The following is a 22572-nucleotide window of genomic DNA, read 5'->3' as shown; positions in this document are numbered from 1 at the left end:
CTCTCAATCTTACTTAAATTTTTCTTCTAACCGGCGCAGTCGCGCATCGGCACTTTCAGCCCTGTCGCGAAGCGCATTCACTTCATCACTAAAGTGCGTTACCGCAAGCTTATGTGCAGCCAACTGTTTTTCTTCTACCACGGCATTGCCGAAGATCTTAGCCATAGACGCTAACGCCGCCATCGATTTTTCATGCACTGTTTTTACCGTTTTCACAGTTTGATGTGCAATAACGTCATTGGTCCTTTGAGCAATCAACTCTTCAACGTCGATATCGAGCTGCTGAAACAAAGCGCTGACTTGCTGGGCAACATTAAGTTCCCCTTCTAAAAAAAGCGCTTTTTGCTGAATAAGGCGGGTAAGCTGACTGGTTTCTTTTAATTCTGGCAAAGTCTGTAGTGACGTTTTAATACAGCAGTCTTTTGCTCCTAGCGATGCTACGGCGTCTTCAAACGAGCCTTGCTCGCTGAGTACGTCAACTCGGTCAGAAAAAGACAAGATGATACCGTAAGGCAGCGGCGAGACAAACGCGGTAAGTCTGGCGCCGTTAAGGGCTTTTAACCTTTTCTCGCTGCCTTCGTCCAAAGACAGCAGTTTATTTAAAGCCGATTCAACCGTAGCGGTAACAAGCGCTGAAGTAGGCATTAAAACTTGTAGCCTCTGTGCAGAGCCACAATACCGCCAGTTAAATTCTGGTAGTCACATTGTTCAAAGCCAGCCTGTTCAAACATGCCTTTTAGGGTATCTTGATCTGGGTGCATACGAATGCTTTCTGCTAAGTACTGATAGCTTTCTGCATCGTTCGCTACTAGCTGACCCATTTTGGGCAAAATATGAAAAGAATACATATCGTAAAGTTTACTTAGCTGCTCTGACGTTGGCTTTGAAAACTCTAAAACCAACAAGCGACCACCAGGTTTTAGCACACGAAAAATAGAATTTAGCGCGTTTTGCTTTTCCGTCACGTTTCGAAGACCAAACGCCATGGTCACAACATCAAAATGGTTGTCAGGAAACGGTAGCGCTTCTGCGTCGGCTTGCACATAATCGATATTGCTAACCAAACCGCGGTCGCGCAATTTATCACGACCTACCTTGAGCATTGACAGGTTAATATCAGCTAAGGTTACACGGCCTGTGGGACCAACCAAACGAGAAAACTTTGCCGTTAAATCACCAGTGCCACCCGCGATATCCAATACTTTATTGCCCGAGCGCACACCGCTGCAGTCGATGGTAAATCGCTTCCATAAACGATGCACTCCCATCGACATAAAGTCGTTCATTACGTCGTACTTCGCAGCAACAGAATCAAAAACATTGGCAACTAAAGAGGCTTTTTGTCCCTTATCTACCTGCTTAAAACCGAAGTGTGTCGTATGCTCGCTAGCATTGTCGATTGCAGAGTCTGCTTGCGTAGCGGGAGTTTGATTGTCGCTCATGACAGTCCTGTAATTTGAATATTGTTATTAATGCCGAAGTGTATAGGATTGTGTGCTCAAGCAAAAGCTTTATGCCTGCCTGAGCCTTATACTAAAAAACAATCTGTTAGCTTGGTCTTTGTTTAAGTCCGCAATGTACGTCCCTGTCTATCTGAAACCCTAGACCGCGCAATACAATATACAATCCCTAATATGTGCTACGCTGCAAGATTATTCGTGCCCCAGCTAAATGCCACAATAGCACTGATTTCTTGCAGCGAACGGCCACTTTGTTTATGCCATTGGGCAAACGCTGCATTTGCTGCAGACAGCGACTTTTTCGATGTTAACCCGCCGTCGATAATCTCGTTTTTGCGCAGGTAATCTTCAACGTCACGAGAAAACAAGAAAGTATCAATACCCAACGCTCGAAGCATGTACGGGCCTGTATTGCCACCTAATCGCGCGCCGCGTTTTTTCAAAAACGCCCATAGTTCGGTGATGTTGTCTTTATCGAAGCTGGTGACAAACTTGCCAAAGCTGCCGTGCTCCATAGCCACGTCTTTAATCATCATGGCGTTGTCGCGCACTGTCATCACTTTTTTATAGTTGCGAACAATGCGCTTATCCGACGCTTTTTGTTCTAGCATCTCATCTGGCATCAGCAACACTTTATCCACGTTGAAACCGAAAAATAAGGTTTCAAAATCTGGCCATTTCTGCTCGATGACTCGCCATACAAAGCCAGATTTGAACACTTGCTTAGTCATGGCCGCTAAAAAACGATCATCACTAATAGTTTCAATTTGCTCTTTAGAGAGCGGTGCTTGAAGCATGGCCTCAAGCACCCTCTCACCGCCTTTGCGCTCGCACGCACGGCGGTAGATAGATTGGAAAGACTCTAACTTCGACTCTTTCATGTATGCCTAGCCTTTTATACCGCTATGACGAAGTAAAGCGTCAACCTTCGGCTCGCGCCCTCTAAAGGCAACAAACAAATCCATAGGAGGCTTACTACCGCCCATTTCTAGAATGTTTTCTAAAAAGGCTTTGCCCGTATCGCGATTAAAGATGCCATCTTCTTCAAACTTACTGTAGGCATCGGCAGAAAGCACCTCGGCCCACTTATAGCTGTAATAGCCCGCCGCGTATCCACCAGCAAAGATGTGGCCGAAACCGTTTTGGAAGCGATTAAACGATGGTGGAATAACGACGGCAACTTCTTCGCGCACTTTGTCTAACGTTCCCTGTACGTCTACTTCACTGCCCTTTTCACTGTGCAGTAAGAAATCAAATAAACTAAATTCAAGTTGACGAACCATCTGCATAGCAGACTGGTAATCACGAGCGGCAAGCATACGGTCGAGCAAATCTGCTGGAAGCGGCTCTCCAGTCTCATAATGACCAGAGATAAAATTAAGGGCGTCTTCTTCCCAGCACCAGTTCTCTAAGAACTGACTTGGTAGTTCAACCGCATCCCACGGCACGCCGTTAATGCCCGATACGCCAGCCACGCTCATTTTTGTAAGCATGTGATGGATTCCATGACCAAACTCATGGAAAAGGGTGACGACTTCATCGTGAGTAAAAAGCGCAGGCTTATCGCCTATAGGGGCATTGAAGTTACAGGTCAGGTAGGCCACCGGTAGTTGAAGTTCACCATCTGTCATTTCACGACGTACTCGGCATTCATCCATCCACGCCCCGCCACGTTTTTTAGCGCGTGCGTACAGGTCTAGGTAAAAGCTACCGCGCAATGCGTCTGCATCGTCGGTTATAGTGAAATAACGCACATCTTTATGCCAGGTATCGATGCCAGGCTGCTCAATAATCTTCAAGCCATATAAGCGATGCACTACTTCAAAAAGCCCTGATAGCACCTTGTCTTCAGGGAAATAAGGGCGCAGCATTTCATCAGAAATGGTGTACTTCTCTTGCTTCAATTTTTCGCTGTAATACGGCAAATCCCATGCTGCTAGCTCAGTAACACCATGTTTATCTTTGGCGTACGCTCGTACTTCTTCAAGCTCTTTTTCCGCTTGAGGTTTAGACTTAGCCGCCAAATCGCGTAAGAAGCCGATAACCTGATCGGTAGAGTCTGCCATTTTGGTAGCCAGTGAACGCTCTGCATAGCTTGAAAAGCCCAATAGTTCAGCTAGCTCAGTGCGCAGTGTTAAGGTCTCTTTGATAATGTCTGTGTTATCCCACTTACCGGCATTTGGCCCTTGATCAGACGCTTTGGTTGAATAAGCACGATACATTTCTTCGCGAAGTTCACGATTATCCGCGTAAAGCATAACCGGCAAATAAGACGGAATATCTAGGGTGAATAGCCATCCCTGCAAGTCTTTTTGGTGCGCAGCTTGCGCTGCTGCTTCCAAAGCTGACTCTGGCATACCCGCAAGCTCAGACTGATCGGTAATGTGTTTGGTCCAGCCCATGGTGGCGTCCATCACATTGTTTGAAAAGGTTGACGATAATTCACTAAGCTTTGCCTGTATTTCTGCGAAACGCTTCTTCTGTTGCGCAGGAAGGGCAACACCTGAAAGCGTAAAGTCACGTACCGCGTTTTCAATGACTTTCTGCTGTTCTTCGCTCAAGGTTTCAAACTCATCGGACGCTTTTAGTGAAGCATACGCATTATAAAGGCCTTCATGCTGGCCTACCCAAGTACCGTATTCAGATAAAAGTGGTAAACACGCGTCATGAGCTTCACGCAATTCATCACTGCTTACTACGCTGTTCATATGAGACACAGGTGAGAACATTTTGCTTAAGCGGTCGTCTACCTCTTCGAGACGCAATACTAAATTTTTGTAAGAGTAATCATTTGACGCTACCACTTCCTCTATTTCACTTTTACAAGCTTCAATTGCTTTTTCGATAGCTGGCTTAATAGAGGCAGGCTCAATAGCAGAAAAAATTGGTAGGCCGTCTACCATCTCGATTGCAGGGGTTGTCATAATCTTTTTCACTCTTTACACATTGATAGAATAATGATGGGGTTTCGTTGATTAAAAGCAAGCTATTGTTTAAGCCACAGTTGACCTATTTTGAAGTTACTTCTCGTTTGAACGTAAGGATCACGAAGATTTGCCGAAGTAAGTGTGCTCGAAGCGTATCTAAAATAAGTAAGGTGGATATGAACTTGTTACCTCGCCAAGGCGCTGTCACAAATGTCACATTTCATCCTTTTGTCTACTTTGTCTCTATGTAGTACAACAGCTATACTTCTGGTTAATAAATCTACAAGGCATAGATATGAAAACCTTAACTTCTGGTGAAATAGCATCGTACTGTGATGTGAACCTTCGCACTGTAATTCGATGGATTGAAAGTGGGAAGCTTAAAGGCTTTAAGCTTCCTGGTCGTGGTAACAACCGTATTCTTGTTGAAGACTTTATTGAGTTCCTTGAACGCCACGACATGCCTATTCCTGATGCACTTAAAGGAATTGCTTCGCCATCTATTTTAATTGTTGACGACGAGATGCCGGTAGCGAAATCAATACAGCGTGTGGCTAGGCGTGCAGGATTTGATTCATATATTGCGACTGGCGGTTTTCAAGCCGGGATCATGTTAAGTCAATACGAGCCTAAAGTGATGACCCTTGACCTGAGTATGCCCGGCATGGATGGCTACAGTGTTATTGAGTTCACCCGTGAACAAAGTAAGCACAAAGATTTAAAAATTGTTGTTATCTCAGCCTTAGACGATATAAGCCTTGAGCGTGCACTAGAAATTGGTGCTGATGCAACGCTTCAAAAGCCTTTTTCAAACCATGATCTTACGAATGTCCTAGAACAATTCATGTCGATGTAATTTTAATGGGAGCGGTTCTACTATGTCTGAGTTAGCAAAGCGCATTTTGATAATGCTATGTCTCATTTTCATTACATCCCCATCTATTGCAAAAACACTGACTTTCGCTGTTGTTCCTCAGCAGTCTGCAAAGAAAATGGCTGAGAAGTGGCAACCGCTTATCGACTATTTAAGTAAATACACCGGGCATACCATCGAGTTTAGGACAGCGAAAGATATCCCAACTTTCGAGGCGAACGTGAGTGCAGGGCTTTACGACATTGCGTATATGAATCCTTACCACTTTGTGGTTTTCAACGATTCAGTAGGGTATCGTTCTCTTGCACATCAACGAGACAAGAAGATTCGAGGGTTGATTGTCGTACATCAGGACAGTCCTGTTCAGTCGCTCGCAGATTTAAACGGTGCTGAAATCGCCTTCCCCGCGCCCGCGGCATTTGCGGCGACTATAATCACCAGCGCGCATTTGCGCAAACAAGGTATTGCGTTTATTCCGCGCTACGTTAAATCACATGATTCTGTGTACTTGTCGGTTCAGCGTAATTTTTTCAAAGCTGGTGGCGGTATTCTTCGCACGCTCAACATCTCCCCTGACTCAGTAAAAAGTGACCTTCGTGTACTATGGGAAAGCAAAGGCTACACGCCTCACGCTATAGCTACACACCCAAAAATGGCAGAAGTCGATAGACAAGCTATTCTTAACGCATTGATTGCGTTATCTAATGACAGCAGCAGGGCATCCATTTTGAGTAAAATCGGGTTCAGCGGGTTTGTTGCATCTAGCGACAGTGATTGGGACGACGTTAGAGCGCTAGGTATTGTGTCTCTTTCGCGACCACACCTGTGAGAAATGTAGAGATGAAGCTTTCGTTACGATTTAAAACAATAACAGGTATTGCCAGCATTGCGGCACTTTTGCTGTTGGTGCTAATTGTGACCGTGTTTCAATTGTTAAATGATCTTGTCGACAGCAACATTAAAAAGTCTGCCGATACCACGGTAGCGCTTTTCGTATCTACAACGAAAAACGCTTTTTTAAGTTATGACTTGGCTTCACTTGATGCAGATGTTTCTGAAATTTTAACAAACCCTAATATCTCATACGTTAGAGTGAAAGATAAACTTGGCAATGTGTTCGTAGAAAAAGGCGACGAAGTAGCGCTCAGCCGTCCATTTGAGGCAGATTTGTCTGTGTCAGAAGCTGATGATGGTGTATACGACACTCGCGCCCCTATTATGGTAGGCAGTACGCTTTATGGCTATGTGGAAATTGGCCTAAACATCGCCTCAGTCACTGACTCGATCTCTAGGGTGAGAAACTGGACGGTTACCCTTGCTCTGATGGAGTTCGTGCTAGTAGGTTTGTGTTCGTATTTACTCGGTTCGTTTTTAATGTCTCAGCTTCAGCAACTTTTGCAAGGCGCAAAGCATTTAGGAGAAGCGGTTAAGAACAAAGATTACAAAGAAGTCTTTGTTCCCGTCAGGGGCAAAGATGAATTAAGCGAACTTGCAGAAGCATTTAATCAGCTAGTAGAGCATTTGAAAGAAGAGTACGAACAGCGTCAGCGTGCACAAGATGAGCTCAAAGAATTAAACACACTTCTCGAAGAAAAAGTGCAAGATAGAACGTCTTTACTCAATCAAAAAAATTATCAGCTAGAAGAAACAAACAAAGACTTAAAAGAAGCGCAAGTCCAACTTCTGCAGGCTGAAAAAATGGCATCTGTAGGCCAGCTTGCCGCAGGCGTTGCGCACGAAATTAACAACCCTGTGGGTTTTGTAAGCAGTAATATATCAACACTTAGCGAATACGTTGCTACTTACCAAATGATATTCTCACAAATCCAAGTTGTTATAGACCAGAAAGATGAAAACAAACGTGCAGCATTACTGATTGAATTAAAAAATATGCTGGGCAATCAAGATATGGCCTTCATTAATGAAGATATTTCGGACTTACTAAGTGACTCTCGCGAAGGTTTGCAGCGCGTTGCAGAAATAGTTAAAGGTCTTAAACTGTTTTCACGGGTTGATAGCGACCAAATGCAGAAACACAATATTAATGATTGTGTGCGCACCACTTTGGCTATGGTAAACAATCAACTGAAGTATATCTGTACGGTAGAAACCCATTTAGGAAGGATCCCAGATATAGAAATGAACGTTGGTAAAATATCTCAGGTCATTACCAATCTGCTCATTAATGCTGGACAAGCTATCGAAGCCACCGGCAAAAACGGAAGGATAATTATCACCACCTGCACTGTTGGTGAGTTTGTAGAGTTACGGGTAGAAGATTCAGGCTGCGGAATACCGCCTAGTCATCTTGATAAACTTTTCAACCCGTTCTTTACCACTAAACCAGAAGGACAAGGGACTGGGCTAGGCCTTTCAATTTCATTTGGTATTGCGCAAGAACACGGCGGAATGCTATCGGCCACCAGTACGGAAGGAGACGGCAGTACCTTTACTTTAGCTCTTCCTATCAATTCCGTTTCCAAAGACTCACAAAATAACGGTGAAGCTGATCATGCATAAAGAAACAGTATCAAATAGTGCCATTGCATGTGATAGTTGTTACGTCGCATATAAGGATAATTTTTTATGACAGAGGCTACTGAGCAAGCTACAACCTATACTGTGCTGTTTGTCGACGACGAACCTAATATTCTTCGTGCAATTAAACGTGCGCTCTTCACTATGGATATTACTCTCCTACTTGCAGATAGCGGTGCTAAAGCACTGGAACTGATGAGTAAAAACGAGGTACACGTTGTCATCTCAGACATGAAGATGCCTCAAATGTCTGGCGCTGAGCTTCTTGAACAAGTTGCTATTAATTATCCTGACACGTTTAGAGTGGTGCTCACTGGATATGCAGATATCGAATCCACCATTAAAGCGGTTAACCAAGGCAAAATTCATCGTTACCTCCAGAAGCCATGGGACAACCAAGAGTTAATATCGGTAGTTGAGGAAGGGTTAGAACGGGTTAAATTAAAGGCTGAAAATGCACGTCTTCAAAAACTTACACGCCTTCAAAACAGAAAACTAAGAGATATAAATACATCACTAGAACAAGTGGTACATAAGCGTACTCGTCAAATTAAAGCTGCGCTGAACAAAATTGAGAAGCACAATATTGCAATGGAGCAAGTGCTATTTAATGTGATTAGCATTAACCCGAATATAAACGGGAAATTTGCCATTGAGGTAAGTGAATTGTCTTCGAAGCTGGCGCGTATTGCACGTTTAGAGAAAGACGAAATAAAACAGGTTCGCTACGCAGGTCTTATTTGTGAACTTGGTCTCTTAGGGCTTGAAACAGAAGACTTTAAAGCACCGTTTTCAAAGCTTAAATATCAGCAACAACAAAACTACTTATCGCAAACTAAGCAAGCAGCATTGATACTTGCTCCGGCGCACGAACTTCACCAAGTTTCAGATATCATAGAGTTTCAGTTCGAACACTACAACGGCTCTGGTTTGTATAACAAAGTAGCGAAAGAAATCCCTGCTGGCGCACGTATCTTAGCAATAGCTAGAGATTACTGGCGCTTAGTTACAGGCAGAATGAGCGGTGTTGAAATGAGCCCTCGCGATGCCAAATTAGAAATGAAAAAGCACAGAAACACGCGCTATGACGGCGAATTTTTAGATCTCTTGCTAGAAGCAGAAGATGTGACTACGTCAAAGCTACTTTCGACATCACTGAAGGCTTCACAGCTTAAATCAGGTATGGTGCTTGCCCAAAATTTATATAACGATAGCCATATCCTTATCCTTCCTGAGGGTCACATATTTAGTGACGCTACCATTCAAAAACTCGTGCAGTTTGAAGAAGAGCGCGGAAAAGCGTTTAGTATTCAAATAGAACCAGAAGAGCTTTCTGCTACTATAAGTGAGTAAGTTCCGAAGGCATTGGGTTTAAATAGGGCTAGCGCAACACAAATTACAGTGGTTTATGCCTTGCCCTTTTTATTTACATGCATTGTCCCCATTGATTAACTAATTGAAACGCTATTGAGCAAACTTCGGTCTTTTAATTAATCTTACAAACAGAACCGGTTAAAAATGATTTGCTGAGCGAACGTGGTTAAGCGTTTATGCTTGTGTTCACGATCGTAAATCCGATAAAGAAGGCTTTTTGAATGACACATTTTGATTATATTTGTATTGGTGGTGGCAGTGGCGGTATCGCATCTGCGAACCGGGCGGCGAAGCACGGAAAGAAGGCCGCTATCATTGAGGCAAAAGATATTGGCGGTACCTGTGTGAACGTGGGATGTGTACCGAAAAAAGCCATGTGGTACGGCGCTCAGATTGCTGAAGCCATTCACCGCTACGCCCCTGAATACGGATTCGATTTGTCGGTAAACCACTTTAGCTGGGACAGCCTTATTGCCAGCCGTCAGGCATATATTGAACGTATCCACGCCTCTTACGATCGCGTACTTACTGCAAACGATGTAACACTTATTCGCGGCTTTGCGAAGTTTGTCGATAATAACACTGTGGAAGTTAATGGTGAGCGGTACACCGCCGATCATATAACCATTGCCGTTGGCGGCCATCCGATAATTCCAGATATTGAAGGTGCCGAATACGGTATTGACTCTGATGGTTTCTTTGCACTTAAAGAACAACCAAAGCGCGCTGTAGTAGTTGGCGCAGGATACATTGGCGTTGAGCTAGCTGGCGTACTTCATGCGCTAGGAACAGAGTCACATTTGGTAGTTCGCAAACACGCGCCACTCAGAAACTTCGACCCCATTATTCATGAAACCTTAGTGGATATGATCCATGCTGAAGGCTGTAAGTTACACGATCATGCCAGCGTAGAGAAAGTGGAAAAGGCTAACGATGGCGAACTATCAGTACATTTAACCAACGGTGAAGTGCTAAAAGCTGACTGCTTAATTTGGGCAATTGGCCGTAAGCCGTCTACCGACAAAATTGATATCGAAAATACCGAGGTTGAGTTAAGTGATGACGGTACAGTTAAAGTGGATAAGTACCAAAACACCACAGCTAAAAACGTGTACGCGGTAGGTGATATTACCGGTGAAGCAGAGCTTACTCCGGTGGCAATTAAAGCAGGTCGTTTGCTTAGCGAGCGTTTGTTTAATGGCCAAAAAGACGCTCACATGGATTACTCGATGATTCCAACCGTGGTCTTTAGTCATCCACCTATTGGCACAATTGGCCTAACTGAGCCAGAAGCTATAGAAGAATACGGCGAAGACAATATCAAGGTTTACACTTCGAGCTTTGCGTCTATGTACACGGCGGTAACCCGCCATCGTCAAATGACAAAGATGAAGCTAGTGTGTGCTGGTAAGGACGAGAAAGTGGTAGGTCTACACGGTATTGGTCACGGTATGGATGAAATTCTGCAGGGTTTCGCCGTTGCCATAAAAATGGGCGCGACCAAAGCTGACTTTGATGCGTGCGTTGCAATTCACCCTACCAGTGGTGAAGAATTTGTTACGATGACCTAAAGGTCTGCTTGTTTAATATCCCATTATAAAACCGGCATTTAGTCATGAGTAAATGCCGGTTTTTTTTGCACTCAGCTTACCTTTTTGAGTTCAACAGGCACGCCATTTAACACAGCATTGCCCGACAGTTCGTCCACCTGCAAATCGTCAGTGAGAATATTGGTGTTAACTCCGGGATGCTGACTTGCCACAGACAACTTAATACCTTTTTTGTTGTGGCCCCAACCATGCGGTATAGACACCACGCCGGGCATAATTGCATCTGTGATTTCAGCCTCGATGACGAGCTGGCCTACTCGAGATTTCACACTGACCTCATCACCATCTTCAATGCCGTATTTGACGCCGTCATCAGGGTGCAACTGCAGCGTGCAGCGATTGTTGCCTTTCACCATACGAGCGCTGTTATGCAGCCAAGAATTATTGGTTTTAATATGCCGGCGCCCTATTAAAACCATTGATTTCTCTCTATTTTCAATGTCAAAGAAGTGCTTATTCACTCTGTCTAAGTCTGACATAAAGTAATCAAAATCTAAGTGTATTTTCTTATCTTCATGGAACAAGGCTTCAGGCAAAGACGGTTGAAGCGGCCCTAAATCAATTCCGTGGGAGTGTGCTTTTAGCGTCTTAAGCGAAAGTCCTCGCACTGGGCTTTCATCAGCTGCGGAATTTGAATAAGAAAAAGCCTCTTCGTCGGCACTTCTTGGTTTACCACCATACAACCCAGCTTTCAGTAAATCGTCTACCACACCTTTCGGTTGCTTATCCCAAAGTGCAGCGTAGTGTGCCGTGTTTTTTCCATTTAATGCATCTAACCGCTCGGCTAAAGACAAGTAAATTTGCCAATCGGTAAGCTGGTCTTCATCAATATCCACCACAGCTTCGGAATATTTAGCAAAATTACGCACCGCAAAGTTGTGAAACACAATGTCATAATGGTCGCGCTCTAGTGCAGTCACCGGAGGAAGTATTACATCGGCATGGCGAGAAGTTTCGGTAACATAGAAATCTACCGCCACCATAAAGTCGAGCTCAGAGAATGCCTTGTCGAGCTGTTCCGCATTAGGTGTAGTAACCACTGGGTTTCCCGCACCAATCACCATGGCTTTAATCTGACCTTCACCGGGCGTAAGTATCTCTTCGGCCAAGCAGGCCACCGGATACTCGCCGGCAAATGCCGGAAGCCCTCTTACGCGAGAGGTAAACCCCCCCATACTGCCTTTACCTGATACTGGAAGCACGTCGGCGGCTGGCTGGGTGAACATCATGCCACCTTGCTTATCTAAGTTTCCGGTGAGCATGTTAAACAGCATAATTAAGTACTGCGTTAGCGTGCCAAATGCCTGCACGCTTGCCCCCATTCTGCCATAGCAAACGGCGGAATCGGCATCACAGAAGTCGGTAACTAGCTGAGTAATGTGTGACGCTGAAATACCCGTGGCCTCACTCACTTTTTGCGGCGAATAATCCTTAACGTAATTTTCTACTTCTTTGATATCTTCGGCATAAGGCAATATTGCATCCATTTTATGTAGCTGTTTTTCAAACAACACATGCAGCATTGCCAGTAATAGCAACACATCGCTTCCCGGGCGAATGAAATGGTGCTCGCAGCTAATATCGGCAGTTTCGCTTCGCTTGGGATCGATAACTACCACTTTCCCATCCCGCTTTTGAATGGCTTTTAAACGCTTTTTCACGTTTGGCACTGTCATAATGCTGCCGTTCGATGCCAGCGGGTTTCCGCCAATAATCATAAAATGTTGCGTGTGGTCGATGTCGGGAATTGGAATTTGTGATATGTGACCAAACAGCCTTCTGCTGACAATATGATGTGGTAGCTGATCAACTGATGTGGCGGAATAACGGTTATGCGATTTAAGCGCTCTGTAGAAATACGGCCCAAACAATATCGACCCCATATTGTGTGCATTAGGGTTACCTAAATATACCCCTACCGCATTGTTGCCATGAGCTTGCTGAATGCTATGCAGATTATTCGCTACTAAATCAAATGCCTCATCCCAAGTGATTTCTTCCCACCCGCTCTCGCCTCCTTCAAGACTTACTCTTTTAACAGGCTGCTTCAAACGGTCAGGGTCGTCGTACAGATCTTTCAATGCACTGGCTTTAGGGCAAATATGACCTTGGCTAAAGGGGTTATCTTTATCCCCTTTTATTGACAATATTTGGCGGCCTTTTGTTGCTACCTCAATGCCACACATGGCTTCACAAAGCGTACAGGTAGAATAATGCAATTGTTGTTCGACGTTGCTCACAGTAGTTCCCACACAAGTCACTTGTTAATATCTTGTTATGAAATTAGCGATTATTGCTGTAATAGACAAGCATCATTGAAAGTGATGGCGCATTCGTTGAACGTTAAATTTGTACCCACAATCGCATTAGCTAAATGAATTTCGCTTATTTTGCAGTAATATTAACTTCAGTTTTACAACCCAAGAGTACGGTGTTTTACGTTTAATCATGTACTCTGATGTAGACAGAAAATAAATAACAAGCACTTGGATACACAATTATGATAACGACAAAGAAACGTTTACTAGCCGTCACTCTAGTAAGTGCTTTGGGCTTAGGTGTAGTACCTACCACATACGCCCAAAACGACAGTGAAGAAAAAACAGAATCCGAACTTGATAAGTGGGAGGTTAGCAACCCTCCTTACGCGCTAAACGAAGTTAGCATTCAAACAAATGAAACCACGTGGTCTAGTTTAGACGTTGCTCCAAACGGCAAGTTTATGGTTTTCGACATGCTAGGTGACTTATATAAGGTCAGCATGAAAGGTGGTGATGCGACACCGCTAACTCAGGACTTCGCATGGAACATTCACCCTTCTATTTCTCCTGACGGAAAGCAGGTTGCGTTTATCTCAGACAAAGATGGGTTAAGCAACGTATGGGTTATGGACATTGACGGCGGTAATCTTCGTCAGGTAACCAAAGAGAAAAGCAATCTAATCCACTCCCCTAAATGGAGCCCAGACGGCGAATACCTTGTGGTAACCAAAGGCATCATGTCTAGCCGTAGTATTCCGGCGGGCGAGATTTGGATGTACCACAAATCAGGTGGTGACGGCCTACAAATTAAGGCTCGTAACAGCGGAAAGCGCGACCAACAAAACATTGCTGACCCTGTATTTTCTCATGACGGCAAGTACATTTACTTTACCGAAAATACGGTTCCGGGTGCCCGCTTTGAATATAACCGCGACCCATTAGAGGGCATTTTTGCTATCACTCGCTACGACCGCGAAACCGGTGAAGAGAGCCGCTATATTAGCGGTACGGGCGGCGCCGTCGTTCCTACGCCTTCACCTGACGGTAAATACATCGCTTTTGTACGCAGGGTTAAAGATAGAACCGCGCTTTTCATTAAAGAGATTAAGACAGGTGTAGAAACACCGCTGACGTTGGAACTAGAGCGAGATATGCAGGAAGGCTTTGGCTCAGAGGGTTACTTTGCCTACTTCGACTGGATGCCCGACAGCAGCAAAATCGTATATTGGACAGGCGGTAGGTTTCACACTATCGACGTGGAAGATAAAACCACCAGCACCATGGACGTAACCGTTGAAGGTACGGTGAAATTTGCTGATGCGCTTCGCTTTGACGTTGATGTAGCACCAGATGAATTTGACGTTCGCATGATCCGCTGGTCTCAAATGTCGCCCAACGGTAAAACCGTGCTTTTCCAAGCGTTAGGTAAACTTTATGTGCGCGACGTTAAATCTGGCAAAATTAAGCGTTTAACAAAACAAAATGATCACGACGAGTACTACCCGCGCTTTTCTAACGACGGAAAATCGATTGTATATACCACATGGAATGACCAAGACCTAGGCACCGTTCGCGTGGTTTCTGCTCGCGGGGGTAAAGGAAAGGTTATTACCCAGCAGCCAGGTCACTACATTGAGCCGTCGTTCTCTGCCGATGGCGAAAAAGTCGTCTTCCGCAAATTTACCGGCGGCTACTTACTAGACCCTAAATACTCGGTTGAGCCAGGAATTTATGTAGCGGACCTTGAAGAAGACACCGTAGAAAAAGTCTCTGAAGGCGGCTACAACGCGCATTTCGCAGGTAACGACGACCGAGTGTATTTCACCGAATCAGCAGGTGGCGAAGCTTACTACGAAACCCAGCTTTCAAGCGTTAACCTTAAGGGTAACGACAAGCGAACTCACCTTTACGGTGCAGATAAAGTAAGTGAGTACAAACTTTCACACGATAAGAAATGGGTTGCGTTTGTTTACCAGTTCAAAACGTACGTGGCGCCGTTTGTCGAAAATGGCAAGCGCATCACCATAGGCCCGAACATGACTTCACTGCCGGTAACGCAGCTCTCAAGCCGCGCAGGTGAATACTTAACGTGGTCGCCTGACAATAGAACCCTTAGCTGGTTTAACGGCCCTACGCTATTTAGCCGTTCACTCGATGAAGCCTTTGCCTTTGTTGATGGCGCAGCGGAAACGCTGCCTGAGCCGGTAGCTGAAGGTATGGATTTGTCGTTTACCACTAAAGCTGACAAGCCTTCTGGCTACAAAGCCTTGGTTGGCGGTAACGTAGTAACCATGCGCGATGCCGACAACACCCAAGAGGTGATTGAAGATGGCGTTGTGCTGATTAAAGACAACCGCATTGAAGCAGTGGGTAAACGTGGCGATGTGACCATTCCTGATGATGCAATGAAAATAGATACAACGGGTAAAACCATTATCCCAGGGCTTGTTGATGCGCACGCTCACGGCTCGCAGGGCCGCAATGAGATTATTCCTCAGCAAAACTGGAGTCAGTACTCGAATGTGTCGTTCGGCGTAACAACCATTCATGATCCATCAAACGACACGACAGAAATTTTTGCTGCGGCAGAATTACAGCGTAAAGGCGATATTGTTGCGCCACGTATCTACTCCACCGGCACGATTTTATACGGTGCAGAAGGACTAGGTTACAAAGCGATTATCAACAATTATGAAGATGCCTATTTCCACGTAGAGCGCTTGAAAGAAGCCGGTGCTATTTCAGTGAAAAGCTACAACCAGCCTCGTCGCGATCAGCGTCAGCAAGTGCTGTGGGCAGCAAAAAATCAAGAGATGATGGTAGTGCCTGAAGGAGGCGGTAAGCTTCAGCAGAATCTGACTATGCTGGTAGATGGCCATACGGGTCTTGAGCACAGCATTCCTGTGGAAAAAGGCTACAGCGACGTCACTCAACTGTGGAAAGCAACTGAGTTTGGCTATACGCCGACCTTTGTTGTGTCGTACGGCGGCATGATGGGTGAAGAGTACTGGTACGACAAAACTGAAGTCTGGAAGAACCCGCGTCTTCTTCGTTATACGCCGTCGACTATTCTAGATAGCCGTGCGATCCGCAGACCTACTGCGCCAGAAAATCAGTACAACCACCAAAACGTAGCAAGCTACGCCAAAGAGCTCCGAGATAATGGGGTCAGTGTACATATTGGTGCTCACGGACAGCGTGAAGGCTTAGCTGCTCACTGGGAGCTGTGGATCATGGAACAAGGCGGCTTCACGCCTTGGGAAGCGCTACGCGGCGGTACTATTGATGGTGCGAAACACCTTGGTATGGGCAAAGATCTTGGCAGTATCGAAAAAGGTAAACTTGCTGACCTAGTGGTGATTGATGGCGACGTATTAAGCGACATTAGAAAGAGTGAATTCGTAGAATACACTGTACTAAATGGACGCGTATACGAGTCGGCCACCATGAACGAAGTAGGCAGTAAAGAAACACGTAAACCGTTTTTCTTTGAGCAAGACAATGCCACCTTTATGCCGCAACAAACGGCAGATGAAGTGGAAGCGAAAGCGCACCACTATCATTGGGAGCACTAGGCCTTAAGTGCTTTAGGTATAAAACTTTTAAAAAAGCCAGTGAAGCATAGCTCACTGGCTTTTTTTATAGGTGTAACGCCATTATTTTAATCTGGCGTTAGTAAGAGAGATTAGCGGTTTCGACCATACTGCTCGTGTGACGACACCCAGTCTGATGAACTAATGGCTGAGGCAAGTGATATTTCACCAGCGAGTACGACCGAGGCAACAATTTCTGCAAATTTATACACGCGATCTCGCCCGTAGCAATCCAGCAACTCTAAGCACTCGCGCTGTGTACCTATTCCTGTACCACCGCCATACGTCGCTACGATGAGCGATGGAATGGTAATAGACACGTACAGGTCACCGTCGTCTGTTAATTCTGAATACATCATTGCCGCTGACGACTCCGACACGTTAGCAACATCCTGCCCTGTGGCGATAAACATAGCAGTAATACCGTTTGGTGAATGCAGACCCGTGTTATTCACACCAGACAAGAAAGATCCTACGCCAGCTACACGGCCGTGATAATCTATCTGTTTGGGGTCTACGCGCATTACTTCTAATAAATGTTCGCGTTTAATAGTGGCTTCAGCTGTCACCCGTTTACCACGGGTACGCATAATGTTTATTTGAGAGGCTTTTTTGTCTGTAGCAAAGTTAGACTCAAGGTAGAAATTCTCTATCCCCTCATAATGATCTAGTATCCACCCGCATGCTGCGAAGGTAGCACGGCCAACCATGTTTTGACCCGCTGCGTCACCGGTCTTAAAGTTAAAACGCAAAAACGCAAATTTGTTCGATAGAAAATGATCGATATAGGTCAGCTTGGCAATACTTGACGTCGCTTCTGCTTCTTCTTTAATCTTCTCAAAATTCTCTTTTATCCACTTCACGAAGTCCCTGGCACCCCGGGCATTTTCAAATATAAAAACCGGTGCGCGCTGCATGGCATCATCAACGACCGTTGCCGTTACGCCACCACTCATATTGAGCAATTTCATACCCCGATTATACGAAGCCACCAAAGTACCCTCGGTCGTCGCGAGTGGAACCACAAACTCACCTTGTGCGTGCTCTCCGTTTATCTTCAAAGGCCCTGCAATTCCAATAGGAACCTGCGCTACACCGATAAAATGCTCAATGTTACCTTTAAGCTGCTGTGGGTCGATAGAGTACTTACCCACGTGGTCAATTTTCTTGTTTGTAGCGCTTTCAAAATATTCTTGGCGTGTTTTTATAATGCTTTCGCCGTAGTCATCCATGTCGTCACGGGGGATAAAAGCACTGCGTTGACCGGGTGCCGTAATATTATCTTCTACTTCGAATTTAAGCTTTCCAAAGGGTGATGCAGAAAAGCAAATACCCAATTTGCGCTTTTCAGGGCATGGAGCCTCATCAATGTCTAAATGCACGGTAATGGTTTGACGTAAGCCAAACGACTCCCCGTCCGACTTATTTAAAGCTTCTACAGAAATACAGGTGTCAGGAGTAAGTTGGAGTGAAATTTTTTCTTCAGGGATTTTCTCTCCATCAAGGGAAATCCATTTTACTTCCTTGATTGTCGCGTCTTTTAATCTGTTTTTCAGAGAAAAAGATAAGCCTTTGTTTGTTTTTGTAAGGCTTGCACGTGTGTAAAGTTGCTTTAAAAGTATGCTGGGTACAAACATCTTGCTTCCTTCTTCGTATTCTGACCGTTTTATTTTCATATTCCTTTGTTTTTTATAGCACACTCTTTATACACTTCTATGACTTCTTCGCATTTCTTCGCCATTTTGTTGCGCAATATCAACTTTCAAATTTAGGCCAAACGCTTTCAAAAATGCGCCAAGCCCAATAAGAGTGCGTGCTACCGAAAACTAGACCCTACGCCCTCTTCATTGGTTTCTTACCTCACCTAAAGTAAACACCGTCACCGCAGTATTGTTGACCACAAGGTATCTGGTAGTAGCAAAACGGAGGCGTCATGGATTGCGATGCCAAGGATTAATCGCCGATATGGAAGCGGCAGCCAGGTACTCTTTATGTGCGAGGTTATTGCTAAAACAAGGGATGTTTGAACAAGTCTTCAGTGCAAGAAGCAGAATATATAGGGATTAACATGAGAACAGGGTTGTTTAGAAAAGAAGTTATTGATGAGCAATCAAATACTGTTGAAGGGAGCTTTTTGATGACGCCTAGGCCAGCCTATTCAGCGGTAGCTGGGCTGCTTGCCGTATTGATCTTAGCGGTTACCGTGTACCTGAATATGGAAACTTATGCACGAAAAGCTTCAGTAACTGGATGGCTAGAACCTAGCCATGGCGTATTTAAGCTTTATTCAGACGCAAGACGAGGAAAGGTACTCGACGTTATCGTCAGTGAAGGCCAGTTAGTTGAAAAAGGAACGCCGCTAATCAAAATTAGCTACAGCAGCAAAGATGCGTTCGGTCATAGAGTCAGTACCCAGTTACTTGCGGAATTAGAAGCGAAACAAAGCAGAACTCGCCAGAGTATGAAGCGCCTGCACACCTTGCACCTAGCTCAAAAAGAGAGGTTGGATGACCAGCTTTCTCAGGCAGAACAAACCTCAACGGCTTTAAGTGACATTATTGCTTTAACCCAAACGCAGTGGCTCCTAGCATCTAAGCAATGGGAAAAAGCACGAACCTTACTTGAGCAAGGGCATATTAGCCGTGCTGACTTCGAAGCACATACATTCCAACGCTTGAATGCAGAGCAGAAACTCGCTTTAGCTAAGAAGGACTGGAGTAATGAGCAAGCCAATATAGCAACGATAAATCATGCCCTAGCTACATTGCCTGAGCAACAAGCCAACGAGCTTGCAAATATAGAGAACACATATAGCGATCTCACTCAGCAAATTGTGAATCACAAAAGTAATATGGAAGAGATAATTTATGCGCCTCGCAGTGGTGTAATATCAGGTCTACACGTTAAAGCGGGATATACGGTTGATAGCTCTCGCCCTCTACTCACGCTGCCTTCCTCAAAATGCTGACATTCAAGCACGCATTGCAGTCCCCGTGCGCTCAGCGGGCTTTTTACAAGAAGGACAAGCCCTTCATATACGATACGACGCGTTCCCCTATCAAAAGTTTGGTGTACAGTTTGGCGAGATAGTGAATATTTCCCCGTCACTAGTCTTACCTGGCGAACTTACCGATGTACCTATTTCTATTAGCGAACCCGCCTATTTAGTTACTGCCACTTTGAGTACGAATGAAATACTGGCGTACGGAAAAAGTATTTCATTGAAAGCGGGCATGACATTTTCGGCAGATGTTCAGTTAAGTCAACGCACGCTTATGGAATGGTTAATGGAACCACTTTATAGCATTAAAGGGGAGCTTTAATCATGATGAGCTTAACACCCCCTCTTTCGATACAGCTTTTTCATACAACCAAGCGGATACCGGTTATTTTGCAAAGCGAAGCTGCTGAGTGTGGTCTTGCCTGTATAGCAATGATTGCTCAATACTACTCCGATAAGCGAGATCTTAATACTTTGCGTCAAAGCATATCTGTGTCTTTGCGAGGTACAACCTTAAAAGACGTAATGCGAATTGCCAGTGACTTGGGCTTTCAAACCCGTGCGGTTAAAGTAGAGATGGAGCACCTTGCGCAGCTATCTTGCCCGGGCATATTGCACTGGGACATGAATCACTTTGTTGTTTTGACGAAAGTGACAGGGAAACATATTTTTGTCCATGATCCCGCGTTAGGAAAAAGAAAGTTTAGCTTTTCTGAAGCCTCAAAGTACATCACGGGGATCGCGCTAGAAGTCTCACCAAGTAACACTTTCAGCCCTAAAAAGTCTGCCCCCCAACTTGGGCTTACTCAGTTTTTCTCCCGCGCCATTGGCTTCAAACGTAACCTACTAACCCTTTTTGCGTTATCGATAGTGCTGCAGATTTTTGCACTTGCTGCACCTTACTACATGCAAACAGTGGTAGACGACGTATTAATCTACAACAACGATGCCTTGCTCAAAGCTCTCGCCATTGGCTTTACCTTATTACTGGTTTTAGAAACTTTTACAAGCGGTATAAGAAAGTTCGTTATCTTGTCAGTTTCATCCCGCCTTCAACTACAAATGTCGGCATCGGTATTCAAACACCTTTTAGCTCTTCCCTTAGACTATTTTGATAAGCGCCACATTGGTGATGTGGTATCGCGCTTTGGCTCTCTGGCAAGCATTCGAGACTTTTTAACCACTGGGGTCGTTACCGCTATGTTAGATGGAGTTATGGCAGTCGCCACCTTGGCGGTGATGAGTCTGTATTCCTTCAAGCTCACATTGGTTGTCGTCGTGATTATGGTTATCTATTTAACCATCCGTCTTGGACTTCTGCCATTTATTAAAAGACATACCACTGAGCGCATAGCTCTGGCAGCTTCTGAACAAAGCCACTTCATGGAAAGCGTAAGAGCTATATTACCCATTCGGGTCTACGGGCAAGAGATTCAGCGTCACAGCCTTTGGCAAAACAAGTTAGTTGCAACGCTTAATAAAGACATCACTTTAGGGAAATTTAACATAGGTAGCGCGCTGGCAAATCAACTGTTGTTCGGTATTGAAAATCTAGTCGTTGTATACATTGGCGCGAACCTTGTCATGGAAGGTAGCCTTTCCGTAGGCATGCTGCTGGCCTTTGTAGCATATAAGTCGAGATTTGTAGGCGCTATCGACGGTATAGTGAACAAGTTCATTGAGCTCAACATGCTGGGTGTTCATTTCAACCGCTTAAGCGACATTTTACTTACACCTGCAGCGCAACAAACCAAGACTCAGCCACTACATAATGTAGAACGTTCACTTGACGTTCACAGTACACATAACTGTGATATCCCTGCTTCGAATTCAATTTCATCTAGTCCTACTCCACTTAACCAGCCGAAAGCTGACACACTGGAAAGTAGCACTTTCGACGATGACGCTTTGTCAGGTACTACCGCGCTTACAGTTAGGTCACTCAGTTACCGCTATGGAGAGACGAATGATTGGGTATTTAAAAACCTGACATTTTCAGTAAAAGCCGGCGAAATAATAGCCATAATCGGTGGCAGCGGCTGTGGAAAAAGCACGTTGCTGAAGTGCTTAATGGGCCTTTATCCAGCCTCCCAAGGCAGCATAGAGCACTCTAACAAGACCAACCCTGTCATTGCTTCTGTTCTTCAAGAGGACGCCTGCTTAAGCGGCACGATTGGGCAAAATATCTGTTGTTTTGAAGAAGTCCCAAACCTCCAAAAGATGGTTTATGTAGCACAACTTGCCTGTATTCATCACGACATTATGCACATGCCTATGCAATACCACTCGCTAGTAGGCGATATGGGTAGCAGTTTAAGCGGTGGCCAGAAACAGCGCCTGCTTTTAGCAAGAGCGCTATACCAAGAGCCTGATATCTTGTTCTTAGACGAAGCAAGCAGCCATCTAGATGTGGCCAATGAGAAACAGATAAATCAACACCTCAAATCTTTGAATATGACCCGAATTATTGTGGCACATCGCCTTCAATCTATTGCTGTGGCAGACAAAGTTTATCGTCTTGAACACGGCACATTACACCTATGCTCTCCCACTGAAGTAACCGGAAGCACAACATCAGATAAGCACGGAGAAACACTATGAAAAACCATGAAGTAAGAGAACCCGCAGTATTGATGACAGCAGCTGAGCGCATGCAAATAGATGCGAGCGGCATTACCGCTCGTGACAGCGTTATTCCAATGGACTGTTTATCGAAACGCGAACTACAGGTAGCACATAAAATAATGGAAGGCCGCTCTAACAAAGTGATCGCCTCTGAGCTATTTATCAGCGAGCGAACCGTTAAGTTTCACTGCGCCAATATTTATAAAAAGCTTAATATCAGTAACCGCTCAGCACTTATCGCCTGCTGCTTTAGAACCCTTTACCGAGAAGTGGTTTCGCTATAAGCGCTTCCACTTCATCACTCAACAC

Annotated in this window: 16 protein-coding genes; 10 read left to right on the top strand and 6 right to left on the bottom strand. The window is 44.9% G+C overall.

Translation table 11 applies throughout. The features are described from left to right. Positions 1-9: 9 nt before the first annotated feature. The 4 genes from ACYX4M_RS09375 to prlC form a co-directional block, all read right to left on the bottom strand. On the bottom strand, positions 10-645 hold the full coding sequence (locus ACYX4M_RS09375) for a ubiquinone biosynthesis accessory factor UbiJ (protein ID WP_476082788.1): 636 nt from the start codon (positions 643-645) through the stop codon (positions 10-12). Then, on the bottom strand, positions 645-1442 hold the full coding sequence (gene ubiE / locus ACYX4M_RS09370) for a bifunctional demethylmenaquinone methyltransferase/2-methoxy-6-polyprenyl-1,4-benzoquinol methylase UbiE (RefSeq protein ID WP_476082787.1): 798 nt from the start codon (positions 1440-1442) through the stop codon (positions 645-647). Before ubiE ends, ACYX4M_RS09375 begins: the two co-directional genes overlap by 1 nt. 197 nt (positions 1443-1639) lie before the next feature. Continuing rightward, positions 1640-2341, bottom strand: coding sequence for a DNA-3-methyladenine glycosylase I (locus ACYX4M_RS09365; RefSeq protein ID WP_476082786.1), 702 nt, complete (start codon positions 2339-2341; stop codon positions 1640-1642). Positions 2342-2347: 6 nt separating this feature from the next. Beyond that, a complete protein-coding gene (gene prlC, locus ACYX4M_RS09360; RefSeq protein ID WP_476082785.1) occupies positions 2348-4384 on the bottom strand; it encodes an oligopeptidase A in 2037 nt (678 codons plus the stop codon). Positions 4385-4682: 298 nt separating this feature from the next. Here prlC and ACYX4M_RS09355 point away from each other — a divergent pair, with 298 nt between their 5' ends. The 5 genes from ACYX4M_RS09355 to gorA all read left to right on the top strand — a co-directional run bounded on the left by ACYX4M_RS09355 (position 4683) and on the right by gorA (position 10744). Further along, entirely contained in the window at positions 4683-5243 is a 561-nt protein-coding gene (locus ACYX4M_RS09355) for a response regulator (protein WP_476082784.1), read from the top strand. Positions 5244-5265: 22 nt separating this feature from the next. Further along, a complete protein-coding gene (locus tag ACYX4M_RS09350; protein WP_476082783.1) occupies positions 5266-6090 on the top strand; it encodes a phosphate/phosphite/phosphonate ABC transporter substrate-binding protein in 825 nt (274 codons plus the stop codon). An 11-nt stretch (positions 6091-6101) separates the two neighbouring features. Further along, positions 6102-7781 (top strand): sensor histidine kinase, encoded by a 1680-nt coding sequence (locus ACYX4M_RS09345; RefSeq protein ID WP_476082782.1) that lies wholly within the window; start codon positions 6102-6104, stop codon positions 7779-7781. 66 nt (positions 7782-7847) lie between these two features. Further along, positions 7848-9152 carry a response regulator c-di-GMP phosphodiesterase, NosR family gene (gene nosR / locus ACYX4M_RS09340; RefSeq protein WP_334059880.1) on the top strand — a complete coding sequence of 435 codons (1305 nt, stop codon included), beginning with the start codon at positions 7848-7850 and terminating at the stop codon, positions 9150-9152. Positions 9153-9394: 242 nt separating this feature from the next. Beyond that, positions 9395-10744: a glutathione-disulfide reductase gene (gene gorA, locus ACYX4M_RS09335; protein ID WP_476082781.1), complete on the top strand. Its 1350-nt coding sequence runs from the start codon at positions 9395-9397 to the stop codon at positions 10742-10744. Between the two features lie 71 nt (positions 10745-10815). Here gorA and ACYX4M_RS09330 read toward each other — a convergent pair whose 3' ends face one another. Then, positions 10816-13023: a molybdopterin oxidoreductase family protein gene (locus ACYX4M_RS09330; protein WP_476082780.1), complete on the bottom strand. Its 2208-nt coding sequence runs from the start codon at positions 13021-13023 to the stop codon at positions 10816-10818. A gap of 260 nt (positions 13024-13283) precedes the next feature. Between ACYX4M_RS09330 and ACYX4M_RS09325 the strand changes: the two genes are divergently transcribed. Beyond that, positions 13284-16619: an amidohydrolase family protein gene (locus ACYX4M_RS09325; RefSeq protein ID WP_476082779.1), complete on the top strand. Its 3336-nt coding sequence runs from the start codon at positions 13284-13286 to the stop codon at positions 16617-16619. A gap of 110 nt (positions 16620-16729) precedes the next feature. On the opposite strand, the gene ACYX4M_RS09320 is transcribed toward ACYX4M_RS09325, so the two are convergent. Continuing rightward, positions 16730-18313, bottom strand: a complete 1584-nt coding sequence (locus ACYX4M_RS09320) for a hydroxymethylglutaryl-CoA reductase (protein WP_476082778.1) — start codon at positions 18311-18313, stop codon at positions 16730-16732. A gap of 392 nt (positions 18314-18705) precedes the next feature. Between ACYX4M_RS09320 and ACYX4M_RS09315 the strand changes: the two genes are divergently transcribed. The 4 genes from ACYX4M_RS09315 to ACYX4M_RS09300 are packed head-to-tail and all read left to right on the top strand — an operon-like array spanning position 18706 to position 22547. Next, positions 18706-19605: an HlyD family secretion protein gene (locus ACYX4M_RS09315; RefSeq protein WP_476082777.1), complete on the top strand. Its 900-nt coding sequence runs from the start codon at positions 18706-18708 to the stop codon at positions 19603-19605. Next, complete coding sequence (locus ACYX4M_RS09310) at positions 19559-19960, top strand: beta-barrel domain-containing protein (protein WP_476082776.1); 402 nt, start codon at positions 19559-19561, stop codon at positions 19958-19960. The genes ACYX4M_RS09315 and ACYX4M_RS09310 overlap by 47 nt, the downstream gene beginning before the upstream one ends. A gap of 2 nt (positions 19961-19962) precedes the next feature. Next, entirely contained in the window at positions 19963-22239 is a 2277-nt protein-coding gene (locus ACYX4M_RS09305; RefSeq protein WP_476082775.1) for a peptidase domain-containing ABC transporter, read from the top strand. Further along, the gene (locus ACYX4M_RS09300) at positions 22236-22547 is read left to right on the top strand and encodes a helix-turn-helix domain-containing protein (RefSeq protein WP_476082774.1); all 312 of its coding nucleotides are present in this window, start codon (positions 22236-22238) and stop codon (positions 22545-22547) included. The genes ACYX4M_RS09305 and ACYX4M_RS09300 overlap by 4 nt, the downstream gene beginning before the upstream one ends. Positions 22548-22572: the final 25 nt, after the last annotated feature.

It is taken from the genome of Alteromonas sp. ABV4_150, from assembly GCF_056311745.1.
The sequence above is the reverse complement of the archived record's forward strand: the minus strand, read 5'-3'. Positions and strand labels throughout refer to the sequence as shown.

What these genes read in the sequence shown, in the direction of transcription:
- ACYX4M_RS09305 (WP_476082775.1), top strand. Translation starts at nt 19,963, where the DNA reads ATGATGAGCTTAACACCCCCTCTTTCGATACAGCTTTTTCATACAACC.
- ACYX4M_RS09355 (WP_476082784.1), top strand. Translation starts at nt 4,683, where the DNA reads ATGAAAACCTTAACTTCTGGTGAAATAGCATCGTACTGTGATGTGAAC.
- ACYX4M_RS09350 (WP_476082783.1), top strand. Translation starts at nt 5,266, where the DNA reads ATGTCTGAGTTAGCAAAGCGCATTTTGATAATGCTATGTCTCATTTTC.
- ACYX4M_RS09300 (WP_476082774.1), top strand. Translation starts at nt 22,236, where the DNA reads ATGAAAAACCATGAAGTAAGAGAACCCGCAGTATTGATGACAGCAGCT.
- ACYX4M_RS09375 (WP_476082788.1), bottom strand. Translation starts at nt 645, where the DNA reads ATGCCTACTTCAGCGCTTGTTACCGCTACGGTTGAATCGGCTTTAAAT.
- ACYX4M_RS09315 (WP_476082777.1), top strand. Translation starts at nt 18,706, where the DNA reads ATGAGAACAGGGTTGTTTAGAAAAGAAGTTATTGATGAGCAATCAAAT.
- gorA (WP_476082781.1), top strand. Translation starts at nt 9,395, where the DNA reads ATGACACATTTTGATTATATTTGTATTGGTGGTGGCAGTGGCGGTATC.
- ACYX4M_RS09320 (WP_476082778.1), bottom strand. Translation starts at nt 18,313, where the DNA reads ATGAAAATAAAACGGTCAGAATACGAAGAAGGAAGCAAGATGTTTGTA.
- ACYX4M_RS09325 (WP_476082779.1), top strand. Translation starts at nt 13,284, where the DNA reads ATGATAACGACAAAGAAACGTTTACTAGCCGTCACTCTAGTAAGTGCT.
- ACYX4M_RS09365 (WP_476082786.1), bottom strand. Translation starts at nt 2,341, where the DNA reads ATGAAAGAGTCGAAGTTAGAGTCTTTCCAATCTATCTACCGCCGTGCG.
- nosR (WP_334059880.1), top strand. Translation starts at nt 7,848, where the DNA reads ATGACAGAGGCTACTGAGCAAGCTACAACCTATACTGTGCTGTTTGTC.
- prlC (WP_476082785.1), bottom strand. Translation starts at nt 4,384, where the DNA reads ATGACAACCCCTGCAATCGAGATGGTAGACGGCCTACCAATTTTTTCT.
- ubiE (WP_476082787.1), bottom strand. Translation starts at nt 1,442, where the DNA reads ATGAGCGACAATCAAACTCCCGCTACGCAAGCAGACTCTGCAATCGAC.
- ACYX4M_RS09345 (WP_476082782.1), top strand. Translation starts at nt 6,102, where the DNA reads ATGAAGCTTTCGTTACGATTTAAAACAATAACAGGTATTGCCAGCATT.